At 36.8% G+C, this 18293-nt stretch carries 16 protein-coding genes and 1 other annotated feature; of the genes, 3 read left to right on the top strand and 13 right to left on the bottom strand.

Annotated features, from left to right (window positions below; genetic code table 11):
* Positions 1-55: 55 nt before the first annotated feature.
* Positions 56-283, bottom strand: a binding site (T-box leader).
* Between the two features lie 70 nt (positions 284-353).
* On the top strand, positions 354-548 hold the full coding sequence (locus MHH85_RS03485; RefSeq protein ID WP_227752120.1) for a hypothetical protein: 195 nt from the start codon (positions 354-356) through the stop codon (positions 546-548).
* On the opposite strand, the gene MHH85_RS03480 is transcribed toward MHH85_RS03485, so the two are convergent.
* The 13 genes from MHH85_RS03480 to MHH85_RS03420 all read right to left on the bottom strand — a co-directional run bounded on the left by MHH85_RS03480 (position 525) and on the right by MHH85_RS03420 (position 15938).
* Positions 525-1094: a hypothetical protein gene (locus MHH85_RS03480; RefSeq protein ID WP_193740596.1), complete on the bottom strand. Its 570-nt coding sequence runs from the start codon at positions 1092-1094 to the stop codon at positions 525-527. The genes MHH85_RS03485 and MHH85_RS03480 overlap by 24 nt on opposite strands.
* A 226-nt stretch (positions 1095-1320) precedes the next feature.
* Positions 1321-2613, bottom strand: coding sequence for a glutamate-1-semialdehyde 2,1-aminomutase (gene hemL / locus MHH85_RS03475; protein WP_340705958.1), 1293 nt, complete (start codon positions 2611-2613; stop codon positions 1321-1323).
* Between the two features lie 3 nt (positions 2614-2616).
* Positions 2617-3600 (bottom strand): porphobilinogen synthase, encoded by a 984-nt coding sequence (hemB, locus tag MHH85_RS03470; RefSeq protein WP_193740598.1) that lies wholly within the window; start codon positions 3598-3600, stop codon positions 2617-2619.
* On the bottom strand, positions 3597-4361 hold the full coding sequence (locus tag MHH85_RS03465) for a uroporphyrinogen-III synthase (RefSeq protein ID WP_340705957.1): 765 nt from the start codon (positions 4359-4361) through the stop codon (positions 3597-3599). Before MHH85_RS03465 ends, hemB begins: the two co-directional genes overlap by 4 nt.
* Positions 4351-5283: a hydroxymethylbilane synthase gene (gene hemC, locus MHH85_RS03460; protein ID WP_340705956.1), complete on the bottom strand. Its 933-nt coding sequence runs from the start codon at positions 5281-5283 to the stop codon at positions 4351-4353. The genes MHH85_RS03465 and hemC overlap by 11 nt, the downstream gene beginning before the upstream one ends.
* An 18-nt stretch (positions 5284-5301) precedes the next feature.
* Positions 5302-6132 carry a cytochrome c biogenesis protein CcsA gene (ccsA, locus tag MHH85_RS03455; protein WP_193740601.1) on the bottom strand — a complete coding sequence of 277 codons (831 nt, stop codon included), beginning with the start codon at positions 6130-6132 and terminating at the stop codon, positions 5302-5304.
* Positions 6133-6232: 100 nt separating this feature from the next.
* Entirely contained in the window at positions 6233-7597 is a 1365-nt protein-coding gene (hemA, locus tag MHH85_RS03450; protein WP_193740602.1) for a glutamyl-tRNA reductase, read from the bottom strand.
* Between the two features lie 266 nt (positions 7598-7863).
* Positions 7864-8445, bottom strand: a complete 582-nt coding sequence (gene yihA / locus MHH85_RS03445; protein ID WP_193740603.1) for a ribosome biogenesis GTP-binding protein YihA/YsxC — start codon at positions 8443-8445, stop codon at positions 7864-7866.
* On the bottom strand, positions 8442-10769 hold the full coding sequence (lon, locus tag MHH85_RS03440) for an endopeptidase La (protein ID WP_193740604.1): 2328 nt from the start codon (positions 10767-10769) through the stop codon (positions 8442-8444). The genes yihA and lon overlap by 4 nt, the downstream gene beginning before the upstream one ends.
* 186 nt (positions 10770-10955) lie before the next feature.
* Complete coding sequence (clpX, locus tag MHH85_RS03435) at positions 10956-12224, bottom strand: ATP-dependent protease ATP-binding subunit ClpX (protein WP_053416512.1); 1269 nt, start codon at positions 12222-12224, stop codon at positions 10956-10958.
* 195 nt (positions 12225-12419) lie between these two features.
* Positions 12420-13706, bottom strand: a complete 1287-nt coding sequence (tig, locus tag MHH85_RS03430; RefSeq protein ID WP_340705955.1) for a trigger factor — start codon at positions 13704-13706, stop codon at positions 12420-12422.
* 104 nt (positions 13707-13810) lie between these two features.
* Entirely contained in the window at positions 13811-14806 is a 996-nt protein-coding gene (locus tag MHH85_RS03425) for a tetratricopeptide repeat protein (RefSeq protein ID WP_340705954.1), read from the bottom strand.
* Positions 14807-15050: 244 nt separating this feature from the next.
* A complete protein-coding gene (locus MHH85_RS03420; RefSeq protein WP_340705953.1) occupies positions 15051-15938 on the bottom strand; it encodes a LysR family transcriptional regulator in 888 nt (295 codons plus the stop codon).
* Positions 15939-16070: 132 nt separating this feature from the next.
* Here MHH85_RS03420 and hutG point away from each other — a divergent pair, with 132 nt between their 5' ends.
* Together hutG and gltS are read left to right on the top strand one after the other, a co-directional pair.
* Complete coding sequence (hutG, locus tag MHH85_RS03415; RefSeq protein ID WP_340705952.1) at positions 16071-17039, top strand: formimidoylglutamase; 969 nt, start codon at positions 16071-16073, stop codon at positions 17037-17039.
* Positions 17033-18214 (top strand): sodium/glutamate symporter, encoded by a 1182-nt coding sequence (gene gltS / locus MHH85_RS03410; protein ID WP_340705951.1) that lies wholly within the window; start codon positions 17033-17035, stop codon positions 18212-18214. The genes hutG and gltS overlap by 7 nt, the downstream gene beginning before the upstream one ends.
* The last annotated feature ends 79 nt before the right edge of the window (positions 18215-18293 follow it).

The following is an 18293-nucleotide window of genomic DNA, read 5'->3' as shown; positions in this document are numbered from 1 at the left end:
TTGTTAACAACGAAGTATTTTGTAGTTTTTTGCAAATAAAAAACTCCTATCGCCTAAAAAGGACGAAGGAGTTGAATTCGCGGTACCACCTTTATTTCAACACAAAAAAACGTGCTGACACTTCATTGTATAACGGCTTCTAACCGGCTTCTGCTAGCTTTATCAGGTTCACAGAAACTGCTCCAGGGCGACCTTCAAATGTGTGTAAGCGGAAACTCGCACCTAACGTTTCCTCTCTTTGGCAAACACAAGACATTCTACTCTTCCCTATCTATGCATCTATATTAAGATGACCTTATTGTATCGGAAAAAAGATGCATTTTCAAGTTTTTTAGAAAGGAGGACCACATTTCATGTCACGTCGAAAATATAACCCTTATTTTCTACCACCTTGGCTACGGAAAACAAGATTTTACTGTAGAAGTATTATCGTTCCTATTTGTTGCTTCCAAGGTATTCGTGTTATCATCGTCCCAACAACATGGGACATTATTTTACTTCTGGTATTAGCCTTATTGTGGTACTTATTGTTTACGGATTTCCTTTAAGTTATACGTTTTAATTGTATATGCTTCTTCTAAATCCCATAAGAACGCATCAGATTCTGGTTCCTCTTGAGCACTTGCCTCGGCAGTAGTAGTAGTTGAACTTTCTACTACTTCTGCTTCTAATTGTGCAGTAGCAACTTGCGGCTCCTCATAATTACATGTCGCCTGCCAGCTAAAATGACAACTACCATCATCTTGGAATGTTGTCGTAATATAGTCTACTTTTATTTCTACAGGAACGTCTTTATTCACTCGATCTCGCGGCAAATTTACATGTAACGGCACAGCATATTCAAAATAACCCGATTCTCCTTGCATGTCTAAATCCTCTATTGTTGTCCAAGTTGAAGTCCCATGATGTGGTGTTTCTCCTTCTGCAAATGCTACATTAGCAGAAATATGATAAATACCTGTTAAAAATACTGATTCACCTGACTCTTCTTGTGTCCAACGAGGTGTAATTTTCACATTCGACGTATCTTGCGGTTTACCAAAACTTTCAGGAAAGTTAAATCCTTCTGCGATTTCCCAGGAAATATGTTGCATAGCTTGACCTCCTTCATATATCTAATAGAATATATGCTTGATAGTATTGTGATTATGCATTGTGTTATGTCCATAGATTAATCGATTGTAGTTATTCGTTTGTTGGTCAGGTCCATTAGATTCATTGATGCTCTAAGATAAAGATTAACTATATTACGTACAGTATCAATGTATTTACATGCATAAAAAAAGGCCTTCTCGTAATAGAGAAAGCCTTTTTCCTATATTAGCGTGCAAGTTGTTTAAATACTTTTTGGAAAGCTTGAACTGTCTTTGCAATATGTTCTTCAGTGTGCTCTGTAGAAACAAATACACCTTCAAATTGTGACGGCGGCAAGAAGATTCCTTCATTCGCCATTAAACCGTAGTATTCAGCAAACAATTGTAAATCAGAAGTTTTAGCTGTTTCAAAGTTAATAACATTCTCATTAGTTAAGAAATAGCCAATCATTGAACCTGCTCGATTTACTGTGTGAGGGATATTATACATTTCTGCAGCTTCTCGGAAACCTGTTTCTAATTGATCACCTAGTTTTGTGAAGTAATCATATGTTTCAGGTTTTAAATGACTAATTGTTGCTAAACCAGCAGACATTGCAAGTGGGTTACCTGATAATGTACCCGCTTGATAGATTGGACCTGCTGGAGCAATTTTCTCCATAATCTCACGCTTACCACCGAATGCACCTACAGGTAGTCCACCACCGATTACTTTACCAAGACAAGTTAAATCTGGTGTTACACCGTAGTGACCTTGAGCACTATGATACCCTACACGGAAACCAGTCATTACTTCATCAAAGATTAATAGGGAGCCAGCATTAGTTGTTAGTTCACGTAATCCTTCAAGGAATCCTGGTAACGGAGGAACTACACCCATATTACCGCAAACCGGTTCAACGATTACTGCAGCAATTTCTTCACCGAATTTTTCGAAGACAAGGTTAGCTGATTCTAAATCATTATACGGAACAGTTAATGTGTTTTGAGCAATGCCCATTGGTACTCCAGGACTGTCTGGTAAACCAAGTGTTGCTACACCTGAGCCAGCTTTAATCAATAAACTATCTCCATGTCCATGATAGCTACCTTCGAACTTCAAAATTTTATCTCTTCCTGTAAAGCCACGTGCAGCACGGATTGCACTCATTGTTGCTTCCGTACCAGAAGAAACCATACGAATCATTTCGATTGAAGGAATACGATCTATCACTACTTTTGCTAGTTCATTTTCTACTAGTGAAGAAGCACCGAAGCTTGTTCCTGTTTCAGCTACTTTTTGAATTGCAGCTACAACATCAGGATGCGTGTGACCAATAATTAGTGGACCCCATGATAATACATAGTCAATATAATCATTACCATCGATATCCGTAATGATTGCCCCTTTACCACTAGCCATGAAAATCGGGTCCATATCAACTGCTTTAAATGCACGAACTGGACTGTTTACGCCACCTGGCATTAAGTTTACCGCTTCTTTAAAAGCTTGTTTTGATTTTTCATATGAACGTGTCATGAATTATTTTCCCTCCATCCAACGAACTGCATCTTTTGCGTGATAAGTAATGATTAAGTCTGCTCCTGCGCGTTTCATACCTAGTAGTGTTTCTAAAACCGTTTGTTTCTCGTCAATCCAACCATTAATAGATGCCGCTTTGACCATCGCATATTCTCCACTTACATTGTAAGCAACAACAGGTAAATCGTAGTTATTACGTACATCGCGTACAATATCTAAGTAAGCCAATGCTGGTTTAACGATTAAGAAATCTGCTCCTTCTTCTACGTCTGAAGTAGCTTCACGCATTGCTTCCATACGATTTGCAGGATCCATTTGATATGTTTTACGATCACCAAATTTAGGTGCGCCATCTGCCGCATCACGGAATGGTCCGTAATATGCTGAAGCGTATTTCACTGCATAAGACATGATTGGAACATCTTCAAATCCAGCATCATCCAAGCCTTTACGAATCGCTGCTACAAAACCGTCCATCATATTAGATGGGGCAATAATATCTGCTCCCGCTTCTGCTTGTGAAACTGCTGTTTTTGCTAATAAATCTAGTGAAGGATCATTTAAAATTTGTTCTTTGTCATTCACAACCCCACAATGACCATGAGAAGTAAATTCACATAGACATGTGTCTGCTATAACCACGATTTCTGGGTAATTCTTTTTCACAAAACGAGTTGCTTCTTGAACAATACCGTGATTATGGAAAGCTTGAGTACCTACTTCGTCTTTTTCTGCAGGCAAGCCAAAAAGAATAACTGAAGGTATACCTAGTGATACTACTTCATCCATTTCCTCAGCTAACCGATCAATTGAAAATTGGAAAACGCCTGGCATCGAAGATACTTCATTTTTTATATTTTCGCCATCCATGACGAAAATAGGATAGATGAAATCTTCTTTATGCAAATATGTTTCTTTTACCATTGAACGCATTGTAGCGGATTGACGTAAACGTCTATGTCTTTTAAATGTTAAATCTTTCATTTTAGATGTTCCTTTCTATTAGCTAACTCTTGAATCAGTGCTTTCATTGTATAGGTGGGTGGCATTATATCAACTTTAGCTCCCGCTTTAATTAGCGCTCGCTCTGTGATATGTCCTATGGAAAGAACCTTAAATGAATGCCAACCGATTACCTTTGCTACATGCTCAGAAAAAACCTCTACTGCTGATGGACTTGCAAAGGCAATACTTACATTTGTCGATTCTTTTAACAGTGTTAGCAGTTCTGTAGTATGTTCCGTCGTTTGAACCGTTTCATAAACAGTCCATTCATCGACATGACAAGATAAACCTTTTACTATAGTATCCTTTGCCATCGAGCCCTTAAAAAATTGACAGGATACATTATCCCCCGCAATTGTAGGGAACTCTTGTACAAATACATCTGCACTGAACGTTGAAGGCATAAAATTAATCTCAAAACCTATGTCCTCAAGAGCTTCGGCTGTTTTTATACCAACAGCAGCCACCTTACATGACCAATCAGATACCTGGAAATGAAAACGCTGTATTTTGCTTTTAAAAGCAAGGACCGCATTTTGACTAGTGAAAATAAGCCAATCATACAGCTTACTTTTTTCAAGTTGTTGTCGGTCCATGTCACTTTTAACCTCATTAACAGTAATAAGCGGTAGGTGTATAGCCTGACCGCCTAATTGTTCAATTTGCTTTTTCACGGATGCTGTAACATGTGTGCCTGTTAATACGATTTTTTCTCCACTAAGAGATAAATCATTTAGCATCTTGCTCAGCCTTTACTTTTTGAATTAAATCAAAGGCTCCTTGCTCTGTTAAAATACGAGCAACTTCTTCACCAGCTGCTTTAGCATCTTCCATTGTCACCGTTTCTTTATAAATAATAGACGCATCTGGAGCTGCTACTAAACCAGTTAGTTCAATTTGTTTTCCATCAAATTTTGCGTAACCTGCGATTGGTACTTGGCAACCACCATCCATTGCTGCAAGATATGCGCGCTCTGCATGTGCTTCTTCCCAAGTTGCTTTGTCTGTTAATTTAGCAAGCTCCGCTAATAATTCAGCATCATCACTACGACACTCAATACCTAGTGAACCTTGCCCAACAGCAGGGATACACATTTCAGCAGATAAGTATTCTGTTACGACATCTTGACTCCAACCTAGTCGTTTAAGACCGGCTGCAGCTAAAATAATTGCATCATATTCGCCCGTTTCAAGTTTCGCTAAACGTGTATCTACGTTTCCACGAATCCATTTGATTTCGATATCTGGACGTTGGGCCAATAATTGTGCACTGCGGCGTAAACTACTCGTTCCAACAACAGCACCTTTTGGTAGATCCGCAAATTTCACATGACCTTTTGAAATAAAAGCATCACGTGCATCTTCACGTGGAGGGATACAGCCGATTACAAGCCCCTCTGGTAAAACTGCTGGCATGTCCTTCATACTGTGGACAGCAAAATCAATTCCTTTATCAAAAAGTTCTTGTTCGATTTCTTTTACAAATAGTCCTTTACCGCCGACTTTAGAAAGTTGGACATCTAAAATTTGGTCACCTTTAGTCACGATTTCTTTGACTTCAAATTCAAACGGAGCACCCGCCTGTTTCATTTGATTGATAAACCAATTAGTTTGCGTTAAAGCAAGTTTACTTCTTCTTGAACCTACTACTATTTTTCTCACAATAATCCAACCTTTCTATTAATACCAAAGATGAAAATCAGACAATTTACTTCCTAAAAAGAAATTGATGATTACAAACAGAAATGCATACACATGAGCCCACGCATAACCTGTCGAATGTAATTTCCCTTTTCGATTTCCATAAATGATGAAACAATAAATTAACAACGAAACAAATGAACCAACAATTTTCACATCAAATACAGATATGTTATCTAATGTTAAATATGCCCATTGTAGGCCTAAAATTAAACTTATTAATAATAACGGTATACCCGTTAATAATGAAGCCGTCATTCCTTGCTCAGTTTGCTGTAATGATGGAAGTCTCGTCCATTGCTTCGTCCATTTCTTTTTCTTTAATACATTATATAAAATCAAATATAATGTCGAAAAAACAAACGATAGTGAGAATGCCACATACGAAAGTATTGCAAACGTAATATGGATAAATAAAAGCTCAGAGCTAAGTGCTTCACCTACTGGCGACTGTGCAATTTGCGATGGTGCAAATGTATGAATCGTCATGAAGATGAATCCAATTACGTTGATGAAGAATACTGGTAAATCTACTCGATATACGCAATGTAAAAGGATCGAAATGGTTATTAATAACCAAGCGTAAAAATAGATTCCTTCAAACAACGATAATATAGGGAAACGATGCGTCTCCACTATATACATTATTAAAAATACTGATTGTAAAATCCATACGATGGAGAGTAGCCAAAATGCAACACGGTGAGCTTTTGCATCCTTATTTAAATAATCTATAAAATAGAATACAAGACTGATTGCATATAAGACGACCATCGCTTCATGTAGTCTTGTCATCGTCAAATCAGCCATAACTTACTCCTTTATTTTTAACTTTATCGCGAAAAAAAAGACGAATTCGCATCTATTAGTTTACCATACAGATACGAAAACGCCTCCTAAACAAATTTCATTAATATGATAATCCAGGACTAGAAGATTGTGCTTCTTCTGCTATTTTTTGCATTCGATTTTTTTCTTCTAATTGGTGCCTTTTCACTTCATCTTGCACATCATTTTCAATTCCGAAGATTTGTTGGAATAGCTGTAATTGTTCATTTGCTTTTGTTGAACTAGCCATTTCCTTAACTTGCAGAATTGGTTCTTTTAATAATTGATTAATAATTGATTTCGTATGCTTACTTAACACCTTTTTCTCACGATCCGTTAAATCAGGCATTTTGTTTTCAATACTTTGCATTGTTTCCTCTTGAATTGTTGCTGCTTTTTTACGAAGCGCGGCAATTACAGGTACTACACCAAGTGTTGATAACCAGTCTTGGAATTCATGAATTTCAGTGTCAATCATTGACGAAATTTGCTTAGCAGCACGTTCACGCTCAGCAAGGTTTGCCTCAACTATGCCTTGTAAGTCATCAATATCATATAGGAAGACATTTGGTAAATCACCAATACGTGGATCTAAGTCACGCGGTACAGCGATATCTACCATAAATAATGGTTTCCCTTTTCTTAAACGTTCAACAAATTGCATTAATTCAAAATCAATAACATAGTCTGTCGCACCAGTTGAACTGATTAAAATATCAGCTTCAAGAAGTGTACATTGGAGCTCTTGCATTGACTTTGCTGTTCCTTCAAACTTAGAAGCAAGTAACTCAGCTTTTTCAAATGTTCGGTTAATCACAGTTACTTTACCAACACCACTACCATACAAATTTTGAGTCGCCAATTCACCCATTTTACCTGCGCCTAAAATAGCAACATGTTTTTGTTGTAATGATCCGAAGATTTTCTTAGCAAGTTCCACTGCTGCATAAGAAACAGACACTGCATTTTCGCCGATAGCTGTTTCACCATGCGCGCGTTTTGCGAATGTAATCGCTTGCTTAAACAGTTTATTGTAAACCGTACCTGTTGCACCGATTTCTTGTCCATTTAAGAAGCTATTACGCACTTGTCCAAGAATTTGTGTTTCTCCAAGTACCATAGAATCTATCCCAGCAGTAACACGGAATAAATGCTCCATCGATTGTTCATCTTCACGAATATATAAATGTGCAGAAAAAGTTTCAACAGGAACTTTAAACCAATTTGCCAGGAATTGTTTTATATAGTGACGTCCAGTATGCAATTGATCGACTACAGCATACACTTCTGTTCGGTTACATGTAGATACAATTACGTTCTCTAATATGCTTTTTTCACTTTGAAGAGCTCTCATAGCATTCGGTATTTCACTCTCAATAAATGAGAATTTTTCACGAATCTCTACTGGAGCTGTCTTATAATTCAAGCCTACTACGATGGTATGCATGAAATCATACACCTCTCACGTTCATCTAATTCACGATTTCTATTATAGCATAAATGTCAGTCACGGCTAGTTTTAATTGTGAACGGCATATGAATGATAATAGTACTCGCCTTATTTATAATTATTATAATGTAAGTGTATCAAAAAATTTGTCGAACAACAACCATATTGCTTCATATATTATTTTTCCCAAACAAGCACATAACTATTCAAGACATAACAAAAGAGCGCAAGCAACTATCGCTCGCGCTCTCCCTATGAAACTGTTACATTCTTTTTTCGATTTCTGCCCAAGCTTGGTCCATGCCCATGCTTTTTTCAGAAGAAAATAAAATAAGTGGATCATTTGGATCCATATCCAATTCGTCTTTCACCACTTTTTTATGCTTTTCCCATTTACCTTTTACAATCTTATCAGCTTTCGTTGCAACAACGATACATGGAATATTGTAATGCTTCAAGAAATCATACATCATACAGTCATCAACTGTAGGTTTATGACGAATATCTATAATTAACACAACCGCTTTTAATAATGAACGACTTGTGAAATATTGTTCAATCATTCGTCCCCAAGCTTCACGCTCAGATTTTGAAACTTTCGCATAACCATAACCTGGAACATCCACAAAGAACAATTGCTCTTCAATTTTATAAAAATTCAGTGTTTGCGTTTTCCCTGGTTTAGATGAAATACGTGCCATACTTTTACGCCCAATCATTCGATTGATAAAAGATGACTTCCCTACATTTGATCGTCCTGCCAAAGCGAACTCTGGCAGACCATCTTCTGGATATTGTGCTGGTCGTACTGCACTAATGACCATTTCTACATTATTAACTTTCATATTTCTCCTCCGTCTAACGCTATTTCCAGTACTTCATCTGCGTTTGACACTATCTTAAATGAAAGCTGTTCACGAACACTATCTGGTATATCATCAATATCGCGTTCATTGTCTTTCGGTAAAATAATTGTCGTTAAGCCTGCACGATGCGCCCCTAACGTTTTTTCTTTCAAACCACCAATTGGTAATACTCGTCCACGCAACGTCACTTCACCTGTCATACCTACTTCTCGTCGGATTGGACGTTTCGTAATTGCAGATGTAATAGCTGTAACCATTGTAATCCCCGCTGATGGACCATCTTTTGGTACGGCACCTTCAGGCACGTGAATGTGAATATCATGTTTATCGAAGAATTCTGGGTCAATATTCAGATCCTCTGATTTTGAACGGACATAAGATAAGGCCGTTTGAGCAGATTCCTTCATCACGTCTCCAAGCTTACCAGTTAACTGCAATTTGCCTTTACCAGGAGTTAACGAAACTTCAATCTGTAAAGTATCGCCACCAACTGTTGTATACGCTAATCCAGTTGCCACACCTATTTGATTTTCTGTTTCAGCTTGTCCGTAATGGAAACGATGTTTTCCAAGAATATCTTCAAGATTCTTAGCCGCCATTACCACACGTTTTTTATCACCCGCGACAATTTGCATCGCTGCTTTACGGCATAAAGTTGCAATTTGACGTTCTAATCCTCGAACACCTGCTTCGCGTGTATAATATCGAATTAAATCAATAATAGCATCATCACGAATTTGCAATTGTGCCTTTGATAAACCATGCTCTTTCAGTTGTTTCGGAATAAGATGTTTTTTCGAAATTTCATGCTTTTCTTGCTCTGTATAACCAGCGATTGTAATGATTTCCATACGGTCAAGCAATGGTCCAGGAATCGTACTTAAATCATTTGCTGTCGCAACAAATAATACATTTGATAAATCATATGTTTCTTCAATGTAATGATCACTAAATGAATTGTTTTGTTCTGGATCTAATACTTCAAGCATAGCAGCAGAAGGATCTCCTCGGAAATCATTCGACATCTTATCGATTTCATCAAGTAAAAATACTGGGTTTACTGTACCGGCCTTTTTCATACCTTGTATGATACGTCCTGGCATTGCACCCACGTAAGTTCTTCTGTGTCCTCGAATTTCAGACTCATCACGTACACCACCAAGTGAAATACGGACAAATTTACGATTTAAAGCTTCAGCAATCGATTTTGCCAGAGAAGTTTTACCTACTCCAGGAGGTCCTGCCAAACATAGTATAGGACCACGTAAAGACTGTTTTAATTGTCGAACTGATAAATATTCAAGAATACGTTCCTTTACTTTATCAAGTCCTTCATGATCACGATTTAAAACTTTTTCTGCCATTTTAATATCATGTCTGTCTTCAGTCTTTTCTTTCCATGGTAATGCTACTAGCCAATCAATATAACTACGAATGACGCCACTTTCAGCTGCTGCTGCAGGCAATTTTTCGTATCGATCCAATTCTTTATAAGCCACTTTTAATATAGCTTCAGGCATTCCTGATTCTTGGATTTTCTTTTTCAGCTCAGATACTTCACCTGTTTTGCCTTCACGATCACCAAGTTCAGTTTGGATTGCCTTCATTTGTTCACGTAAATAGAATTCCTTTTGCGCTTTTTCCATAGCACGTTTTACTTTAGAGCTAATCTTTTTCTCAAGATTCAATACTTCCTGCTCATCATGTAAACGTTGAATTAATATTTCCAAACGCTCTTTTACGTCGATGATTTTAAGAATCTCTTGTTTACCAGTAATTTTTAACGGCAAATAAGAAGCAACCATATCTGCAAAGCGTCCTGGTTCTTCAATATCAGCAACAGTATCATATGTTTCTGTAGTTACTTTACTCGAAGCTTTTGAGTACTTTTCAAAATAAGTAAGAAGTGTGCGCATTAAGGCTTCTGTTTCAGCATCCACAGTTTTTGAATCTTCGAAGTTTTCTATTTCTACAACTGCAAATTCTTCTCCATCGCGATAATCAACGACTTTCGCACGATTTAGCCCTTCAACTAGTACACGAATTGTTCCATTTGGTAACTTTAGCATTTGTTTTACATATGCGACTGTACCGACTGTATATAAGTCATCCGGCGTAGGATTTTCAATGCTCATCTCTTTTTGAGTGACTAAGAAGATAAGATTATCTTCCAACATTGCATGTTCAAGAGCTGCTACAGAGCGCTCACGACCTACATCGATATGTAATACCATTGTGGGATAAACGAGTAAACCTCTTAAAGGCAATAATGGGATATCTTTCGTTCTTTTAACTTCAGTCATGCGGGTGATCACCTCCATTAGATTTTGTCCGATTTACCCGCAAATCAAACATTATTAATTACAGAAATGATTACCATTTCATTTTCACTCTTCATAATTGTTATCGACTGAATTTTATTTTAAAAAAAGCCAGCATTCGAGTAGTGCTGTTTGGCACTTTTTCGAAGCCAGCTTTTCAATCAGTTATTAAGCAGATGTTTTTTCGCTGTCTGATTTTAACTCAGTTCCATCTTCAAGAAGAAGTTTTGGACGAGCTTTTTCTGTAATCGTTTCTTTCGTAATGATACATTTTGCAATATCATCGCGAGAAGGTAGTTCAAACATAACATCTAACATAATGTTTTCAATAATTGATCGTAAACCACGAGCACCTGTTTTGCGTTCGATTGCTTCCTTAGCAATTTCCAATAATGCATCTTGATTGAACTCAAGTTCAACATCATCAAGAGCTAGCATTTTTTGATATTGTTTAGAAAGCGCGTTTTTAGGCTCAGTTAAAATTTGAACAAGCGTTTCAGCATCTAGCTGTTCTAGACTTGCTAATACCGGAAGACGACCAATAAATTCAGGAATTAAACCAAATTTCAATAGATCTTCTGGGATTAAATACTTCATCAAGTTATTATCTTCAGGTTCGTCTTTCTTACCATTCGAACCGAAGCCAATTACTTTTTGGCCTAAACGACGCTTAATGATAGATTCAATTCCGTCGAATGCTCCACCAACAATGAATAAGATATTAGTTGTATCGATTTGGATAAATTCTTGATGCGGGTGTTTACGTCCACCTTGTGGAGGAACACTAGCAACTGTGCCTTCTAAAATTTTCAGAAGCGCTTGTTGTACACCTTCACCAGATACATCACGTGTAATCGATGGGTTTTCTGATTTACGGGCTACTTTATCGATTTCATCAATATAAATAATCCCTTTTTCAGCACGTTCGATATCATAATCTGCTGATTGAATTAGTTTAAGTAGAATATTCTCAACATCCTCACCCACATAACCAGCTTCAGTTAAAGATGTAGCATCCGCAATAGCAAACGGTACATCAATAATACGCGCTAACGTTTGGGCTAGTAATGTTTTACCACTACCAGTTGGTCCGATTAAAACGATATTTGATTTTGAAAGTTCTACATCGTCAATTACACTGTTTGAGTTTACACGTTTATAGTGATTATATACTGCAACAGATAGGGCTTTTTTTGCACGCTCTTGACCGATGACATAATCATCCAAAATTGCAAGAATCTCTTTCGGTTTCGGAATATCTTTTAGTTCCACTTCTTCTTCTGTACCTAGTTCTTCAACTACGATTTCAGAACACAACTCTATACATTCATCACAAATATATACACCTGGTCCTGCAACCAGTTTACGAACTTGTTCTTGTGGTTTACCACAGAATGAGCATTTTAAGTTGCCTTTTTCGTCATTAAATTTGAACAATTATTTCACCCCTATTCAAACAATAATGTTACAAGATTACGTTAACATTATCAAATATAATGATTTTGTATAACTTGTAACACTTTGCTCTCTTATTCTCTCTATGTATTCAAAGTGCTAATTATGTATGTGATAAAACAAGGTACGCTAAAAATCACGTACCTTGTCCTATCAAATCATGGTGCTATTTAAATATTACTCAGTAATTTTTGCGTTATCAGCTAAGAACTCAACTGTTTTTTGGATTTTGATATCGTGTTCTAGAACATGAGTACCACCTAAAGCAGTTTTAATTTGCTCTGCATCCATACCGAATTGTGCAGACATTTTTTCTAATTCAGCAGTTAAATCTTCTTCAGTTACTTCGATTTTTTCTGCTTCAGCAATTGCTTCTAATACTAATGATACACGAACGCGGCTTTCAGCGTCAGTTTTCATTTGTCCACGAAGAGCTGCTTCGTCTTGACCTGAGAATTGGTAGTAAAGATCAAGATTCATACCTTGCATTTGAAGGCGTTGAGTGAATTCTTGCATCATACGATCAATTTCAGTGTTAATCATAGCTTCTGGAATATCCATTGAAGCGTTAGTTGCTGCTTTTTCTACTAGTTCATCACGTAAAGCTGTTTCAGAAGCAGTAGCTTTTTCAGCTGCAGTTTTTTCTTTTAGTTTAGTGCGTAGAGCATCTAAACCTTCAACTTCGCTATCGATTTCTTTTGCAAGATCATCGTTTAGCTCAGGAAGTTCTTTACCTTTTACTTCGTTAATAGTTACTTTGAAAGTAGCTTTTTTACCAGCTAACTCAGCTGCATGGTACTCTTCTGGGAAAGTTACTTCAACTTCTTTAGCTTCGCCAGATTTTGCACCTACTAATTGTTCTTCGAATCCTGGGATGAATGAACCAGAACCGATTTCAAGTGAGTAGTTGTCGCCTTTTCCGCCTTCGAATGCTTCGCCATCAACGAAACCTTCGAAATCGATTACTGCAGTATCGCCAGTTACGATTTCTTGATCTTCTTTAACAACTAGCTCAGCTAGACGTTCTTGTTGCTCTTTTAATTGAGCTTCAATTTCTTCATCAGTTACAGCAGAATCTTGTTTAGTCACTTCTAGACCTTTATAGTCACCAAGAGTTACTTCTGGGCGAACAGTTACTTTCGCTGTGAATGTGAACGCTTCGTTTTTATTGATTGCTTCGAAGTCGATTTCTGGTTGATCAACTGGTTCTACTCCAGCTTCATCAAGAGCTAATGGGTAGTTACCATTTACTAAGATTTCTAATGCATCTTGGTATAATGATTCAACACCAAAGCGTTGTTCGAACATTTGACGAGGCATTTTACCTTTACGGAAGCCCGGTACGTTAATTTGTTTTACTACTTTTTTGAAAGCTTGATCTAAAGCTTCATTTACTTTTTCAGCAGATACTTCTACTGTTAATAATCCAGTATTACCTTCTTGTTTTTCCCATTTTACTGACATTTATTCTACCTCCAAAAATAATTTCAAATGTTAGACAATTCATTCGTTTTACGATTTTGACAACCATTTTAGTATATCATAGATAGCTATACTTTCAACTTATTTCATACGTCAGGCAGTTCAGAAAGTTGCTCAAGCTTGTGGAAAAAGTCCATCAAGTCATAATCAGTTTCCTTTACTTCTCCGAACATTGCATGTACAAAATCTACGTAGCCATCCGCTATTTCCCTAGCTTCATAATCGAACCATTCAAATGGATAAGTTACGACAATATGTCGATGTATTAAATATTGTACCATATCTAATGCCGAAGGTTCTTGCTGTAGCTCATCTTCTACCACTGACAAGACTGCTTTTGTAACTGGTAAGGCAGATGGTTCTGCTAACTCAGATGGATTAACCGTACACTGAACATTGAATTTTGTAACATTCACTGTTGTATCAACTTGTTGATTTACTAGCAATAACAATGCCTCACTTTGAAGTAAAGGATGGATTCGGTCATCTTCGATAATGGCTACTATTTCCTCTTTTATATGACGGATATTAACCTGTCGAATACTCTGCAATAATTGAAACTGTTTCATATAAGATAAAGAGAAAAAATGATTTAGTTGTAACTCAGTACTATCAAACTTAAAATCGATAACCGGCTCATCTGTCTGAATTAGATTCTCTGCTATACGAGCATTAAGTTCTTGCAAGCGAATAAACTTTGGAATTGATTCCTCAGGAATGACTTGTTCTTCCAGTAACGATCTGATTAATTCTTCTACCTGATTGAATTCTTTCAATTCCATACAGACAGTGAGATATAACTCCATCGCTTCTATGTATTTATGAGGACCTATAGCGAGTAATTTCTCACATGCCTCTTTCGCTTTTTCAAAATTTCGTATTTCATATAAGGAGAAAGCATATACACTAAGCGTACTTTCATCGCCTTCAGTATACTGCAATGCTTCACTAAGAGCTTGCACAGCTAAGTCATATTGATAATGTTCTGCAAAGTGATGCCCATCAGCTATTAGTTTATCTATAGCTCCAGGAAACACAATGACATTATCTTGTTTTAGAATATTGTGTCGTTTTTTTCGCAAGTGTGCTCACTCTCCCACTCTATTTTATCATATCTTGCATATACACAAAAACATTTTACATACCCATATTCCATACTAGCTTAGTGAAGGATTGAAACGACAAGATCAATAAAAGGAATTTTACTTCCAATCTTTATATAGGTAGAAACTCTGCCTATACTGAGTAAAAAAGCGACTTTCTCACATTATAACCGTCTTCCATGCTAGATAATCTGCCACTTTTTCAAAGGTATACTATCTAGGATTAATCGGTTGCAAAATGCTGCTTGACTGACTGTAAAAAGAGTTGTATCGCTACTGGCAGGTGCCGATTTTTCATATATGCTAGATAAACCGTTCTTTCAAGGGAAGGATGGTCAATAGGCCTTTTAACAACAGTCTTATCAATTGGTTCCATAACATAATTTTCAGGGACAATTGTAACCCCTAAATTATTTCTCACTAATGAAACTGCTGTTTCAAAACGCTCTATCTCAAATTGAATGTTTAACTTTAATTGCGCAACTTTGAAGGCATTTATAATATCTATTCGTGTTTGAAAACCTTCTGTACTAACAATAAATGATTCCTGCTCTAAATCAGCTAAGCTCAAACTAGCTTTTTTTGTTAGTGAATGTCCTTGAGGCAACACAGCTACTAATTGTTCCCGATAAAGTGGGATCGATTCTATATCTTCATCATAAATCAGTTGATTCGTTATGATTGCATGTGATTTATATGTTTGAAGAGAGTGTTTAACATGCTCAACACTTAGCACGTCAAAAAGCTTAAATACCATTGCCGGATAGCTTTGTTTATAGGTATGGATCAAATTAGGCAACCAAGTCTTAAGTGATTCAATAATACCCAGTACAATTTCACCTTTTCCTCCAGCTATTACTTCCTTCATTTCTTTATTCATGATATCCATTTGAGATAACATAATAGTAGCTCTCGTATATAGCAATTCACCGGCATCCGTTAATACAAATTTCCGAGTACTTCTTTCAAGTAAAGGTGCTCCAACTTCATGTTCTAGTTTTTTTACTGCATTACTTAAGGAAGGTTGCGAAATGTGTAGTTTTTCAGCTGCTTTTGAATAACTTTTATTATTAACAATTGTGATGAAATAATATAATCGTTTTAAATCCATACTTATTATCTCTCTCCACTTATAGTTTTTAACTATTATTTTATAATAATTATATATTAGAAATTATAATTAATGAAATATATAATGAATTTACAATCAATTTTAATTATTCTAAACGTTGAGGTGAAATATATGTACACAAAGATTACTAAAGAACAATGGCAAGGACGTATAGACCATCAGACAAACAGAGTGAGTTTTCGATACCATCAAGTAGTAGAACCAATTAATATTCAAGAAATTGAGGAATGTACAACTCCCACTTCAACTATTATTGGCTTTGAATGCGAAGAAGGCGTAAGAAGAAATCAAGGTCGTCTTGGCGCAGCTGCTGCTCCTAATGCTATTAGATCCTCATTATCAAGTTTGCCTTGGGTACTGCCTACTGAAAATAAATTACAGGATGCTGGCAATATTGCATGTAAAGATACGCATCTTGAAGAAGCTCAAATTGAATTAGGGAAAGCTGTCACTAATATTTTGAATTCAAAATCTAAGTGTATCGTGCTCGGAGGAGGTCACGAAACTCTATATGGCCATTATTTAGGCATTAGAGAAGCGATTGGGCCCGAGAAAAAACTCGGCATAATCAATATTGATGCTCATTTTGACTTGCGCTCATATGAAATTGAGCCATCATCTGGTACGATGTTCCGACAAATTTTAGAACAAGATACGAATGCTAGCTATTTTGTACTTGGTATTCAACGTTATGGCAATACAATGGAATTATTCGAAAAAGCAGATGAACTTGGTGTCCATTACATTTATGAAGATGAGTTAATTACTGATACATCTCAACTTTATAAGAGCGAGATACAAGAATTTATCGATAACCATGACGCAGTGTTGCTAACACTATGTACAGATGTATTGAACGCTGCATTTGCACCTGGAGTTAGTGCACCTTCTCCGTTTGGCTTATCTCCACAAATTGTACGCTCTATTATTCAATTTGTAACAAGTCATGACAAAACGTTGTCATTTGATATTTGTGAAGTAAATCCATCGTTAGACGAAGGAGGAAGAACGACAAAATTAGGGGCGTATTTCGTCAACGAAGCGATAGTTTCTTTTAAAAAGGGGTATGGTAGATGTTAGAAATCAATCAAATTACAACCGTATTTTTAGCGGTTGCTCTATTAACTTTAGGTAGTTTCCTCATTAAAAAAATAGGTATTTTACAGCGTTTTTGTATACCTGCACCTGTTGTTGGGGGCTTAATTTTCGCAGCAATTGCAACTATTTTACAAGCAACAGGCACTTTAGAGATTTCACTAGATACTTCTTTACAAAGTTTATTTATGATTACTTTTTTCACGACAGTTGGTTTAGGTGCTAGTTTTAAATTAGTAAAGCTAGGCGGGAAGATTTTAATCGTTTATTGGCTTGCTTGTGGCTTTTTAGCGCTTATGCAAAATGTAATCGGTGTCTCACTTGCATCATTATTTGGCATCGATCCTTTAATCGGCATGATGGCTGGAGCTGTATCAATGGAAGGTGGCCATGGTTCTGCTGCTGCGTTCGGACAAACATTAGAGGATCTAGGAATTTCCTCAGCAATGACTATTGGCGCTGCTGCTGCAACATGCGGTCTTGTAGCAGGTGGCCTAATAGGTGGTCCGATTGTAAAATATTTAATCACTAAACACGACTTGAAACCTGCAGAAGAAGAGGAAGTTGCTAGCCATGAGGATGATGACTATCCAATTACTTCTGAATCTTTTTTATTCCAAGTGTTTATCATTACATTCTGTATGGCAGTAGGTACATATCTGGGGACACTATTCTCAGAAGCTACAGGGTTTGTACTTCCTGGGTATGTTGGCGCTATGTTTGCTGCTGTCATTGTACGAAATGTATTAGACAAAATAAAACCACACTCTGTACATATGAAGAGTGTCAACTTAATCGGTGATGTGGCATTAGGAGTCTTCCTATCAATGGCATTAATGAGTATTAAACTTTGGGAAATTGCAGATTTAGCATTACCATTATTTGCGATCGTCTTTGTTCAAGTATTATTTATCGTCGTATTTAGTATCTTCGTGTTATTCCGCATCCTTGGAAAAAACTACGACGCTGCTGTTATGGTTGCAGGTTTTGCTGGACACGGATTAGGTGCAACACCAAATGCCATGGCCAATATGTCTGCTGTTGTAAACCGTTTTGGTCCATCTCGTAAAGCATTTTTAATCGTACCAATCGTTGGTGCATTTTTAATAGATGTCTTTGCAATACCAATCATAATCACTACCATTAATCTATTCAAATAAAAATAGGACCGTTATCCACTTGGATGACGGTCCTTTTGTCTTTTCATTAGGCGGATGAAATTTATTATAAAAAGCTTCT

Origin of the sequence: Viridibacillus sp. FSL E2-0187, assembly GCF_038006425.1 — a bacterium.
Lineage (GTDB): Bacteria > Bacillota > Bacilli > Bacillales_A > Planococcaceae > Viridibacillus > Viridibacillus arvi.
This window is presented reverse-complemented; position numbering and strand designations above follow the sequence as displayed.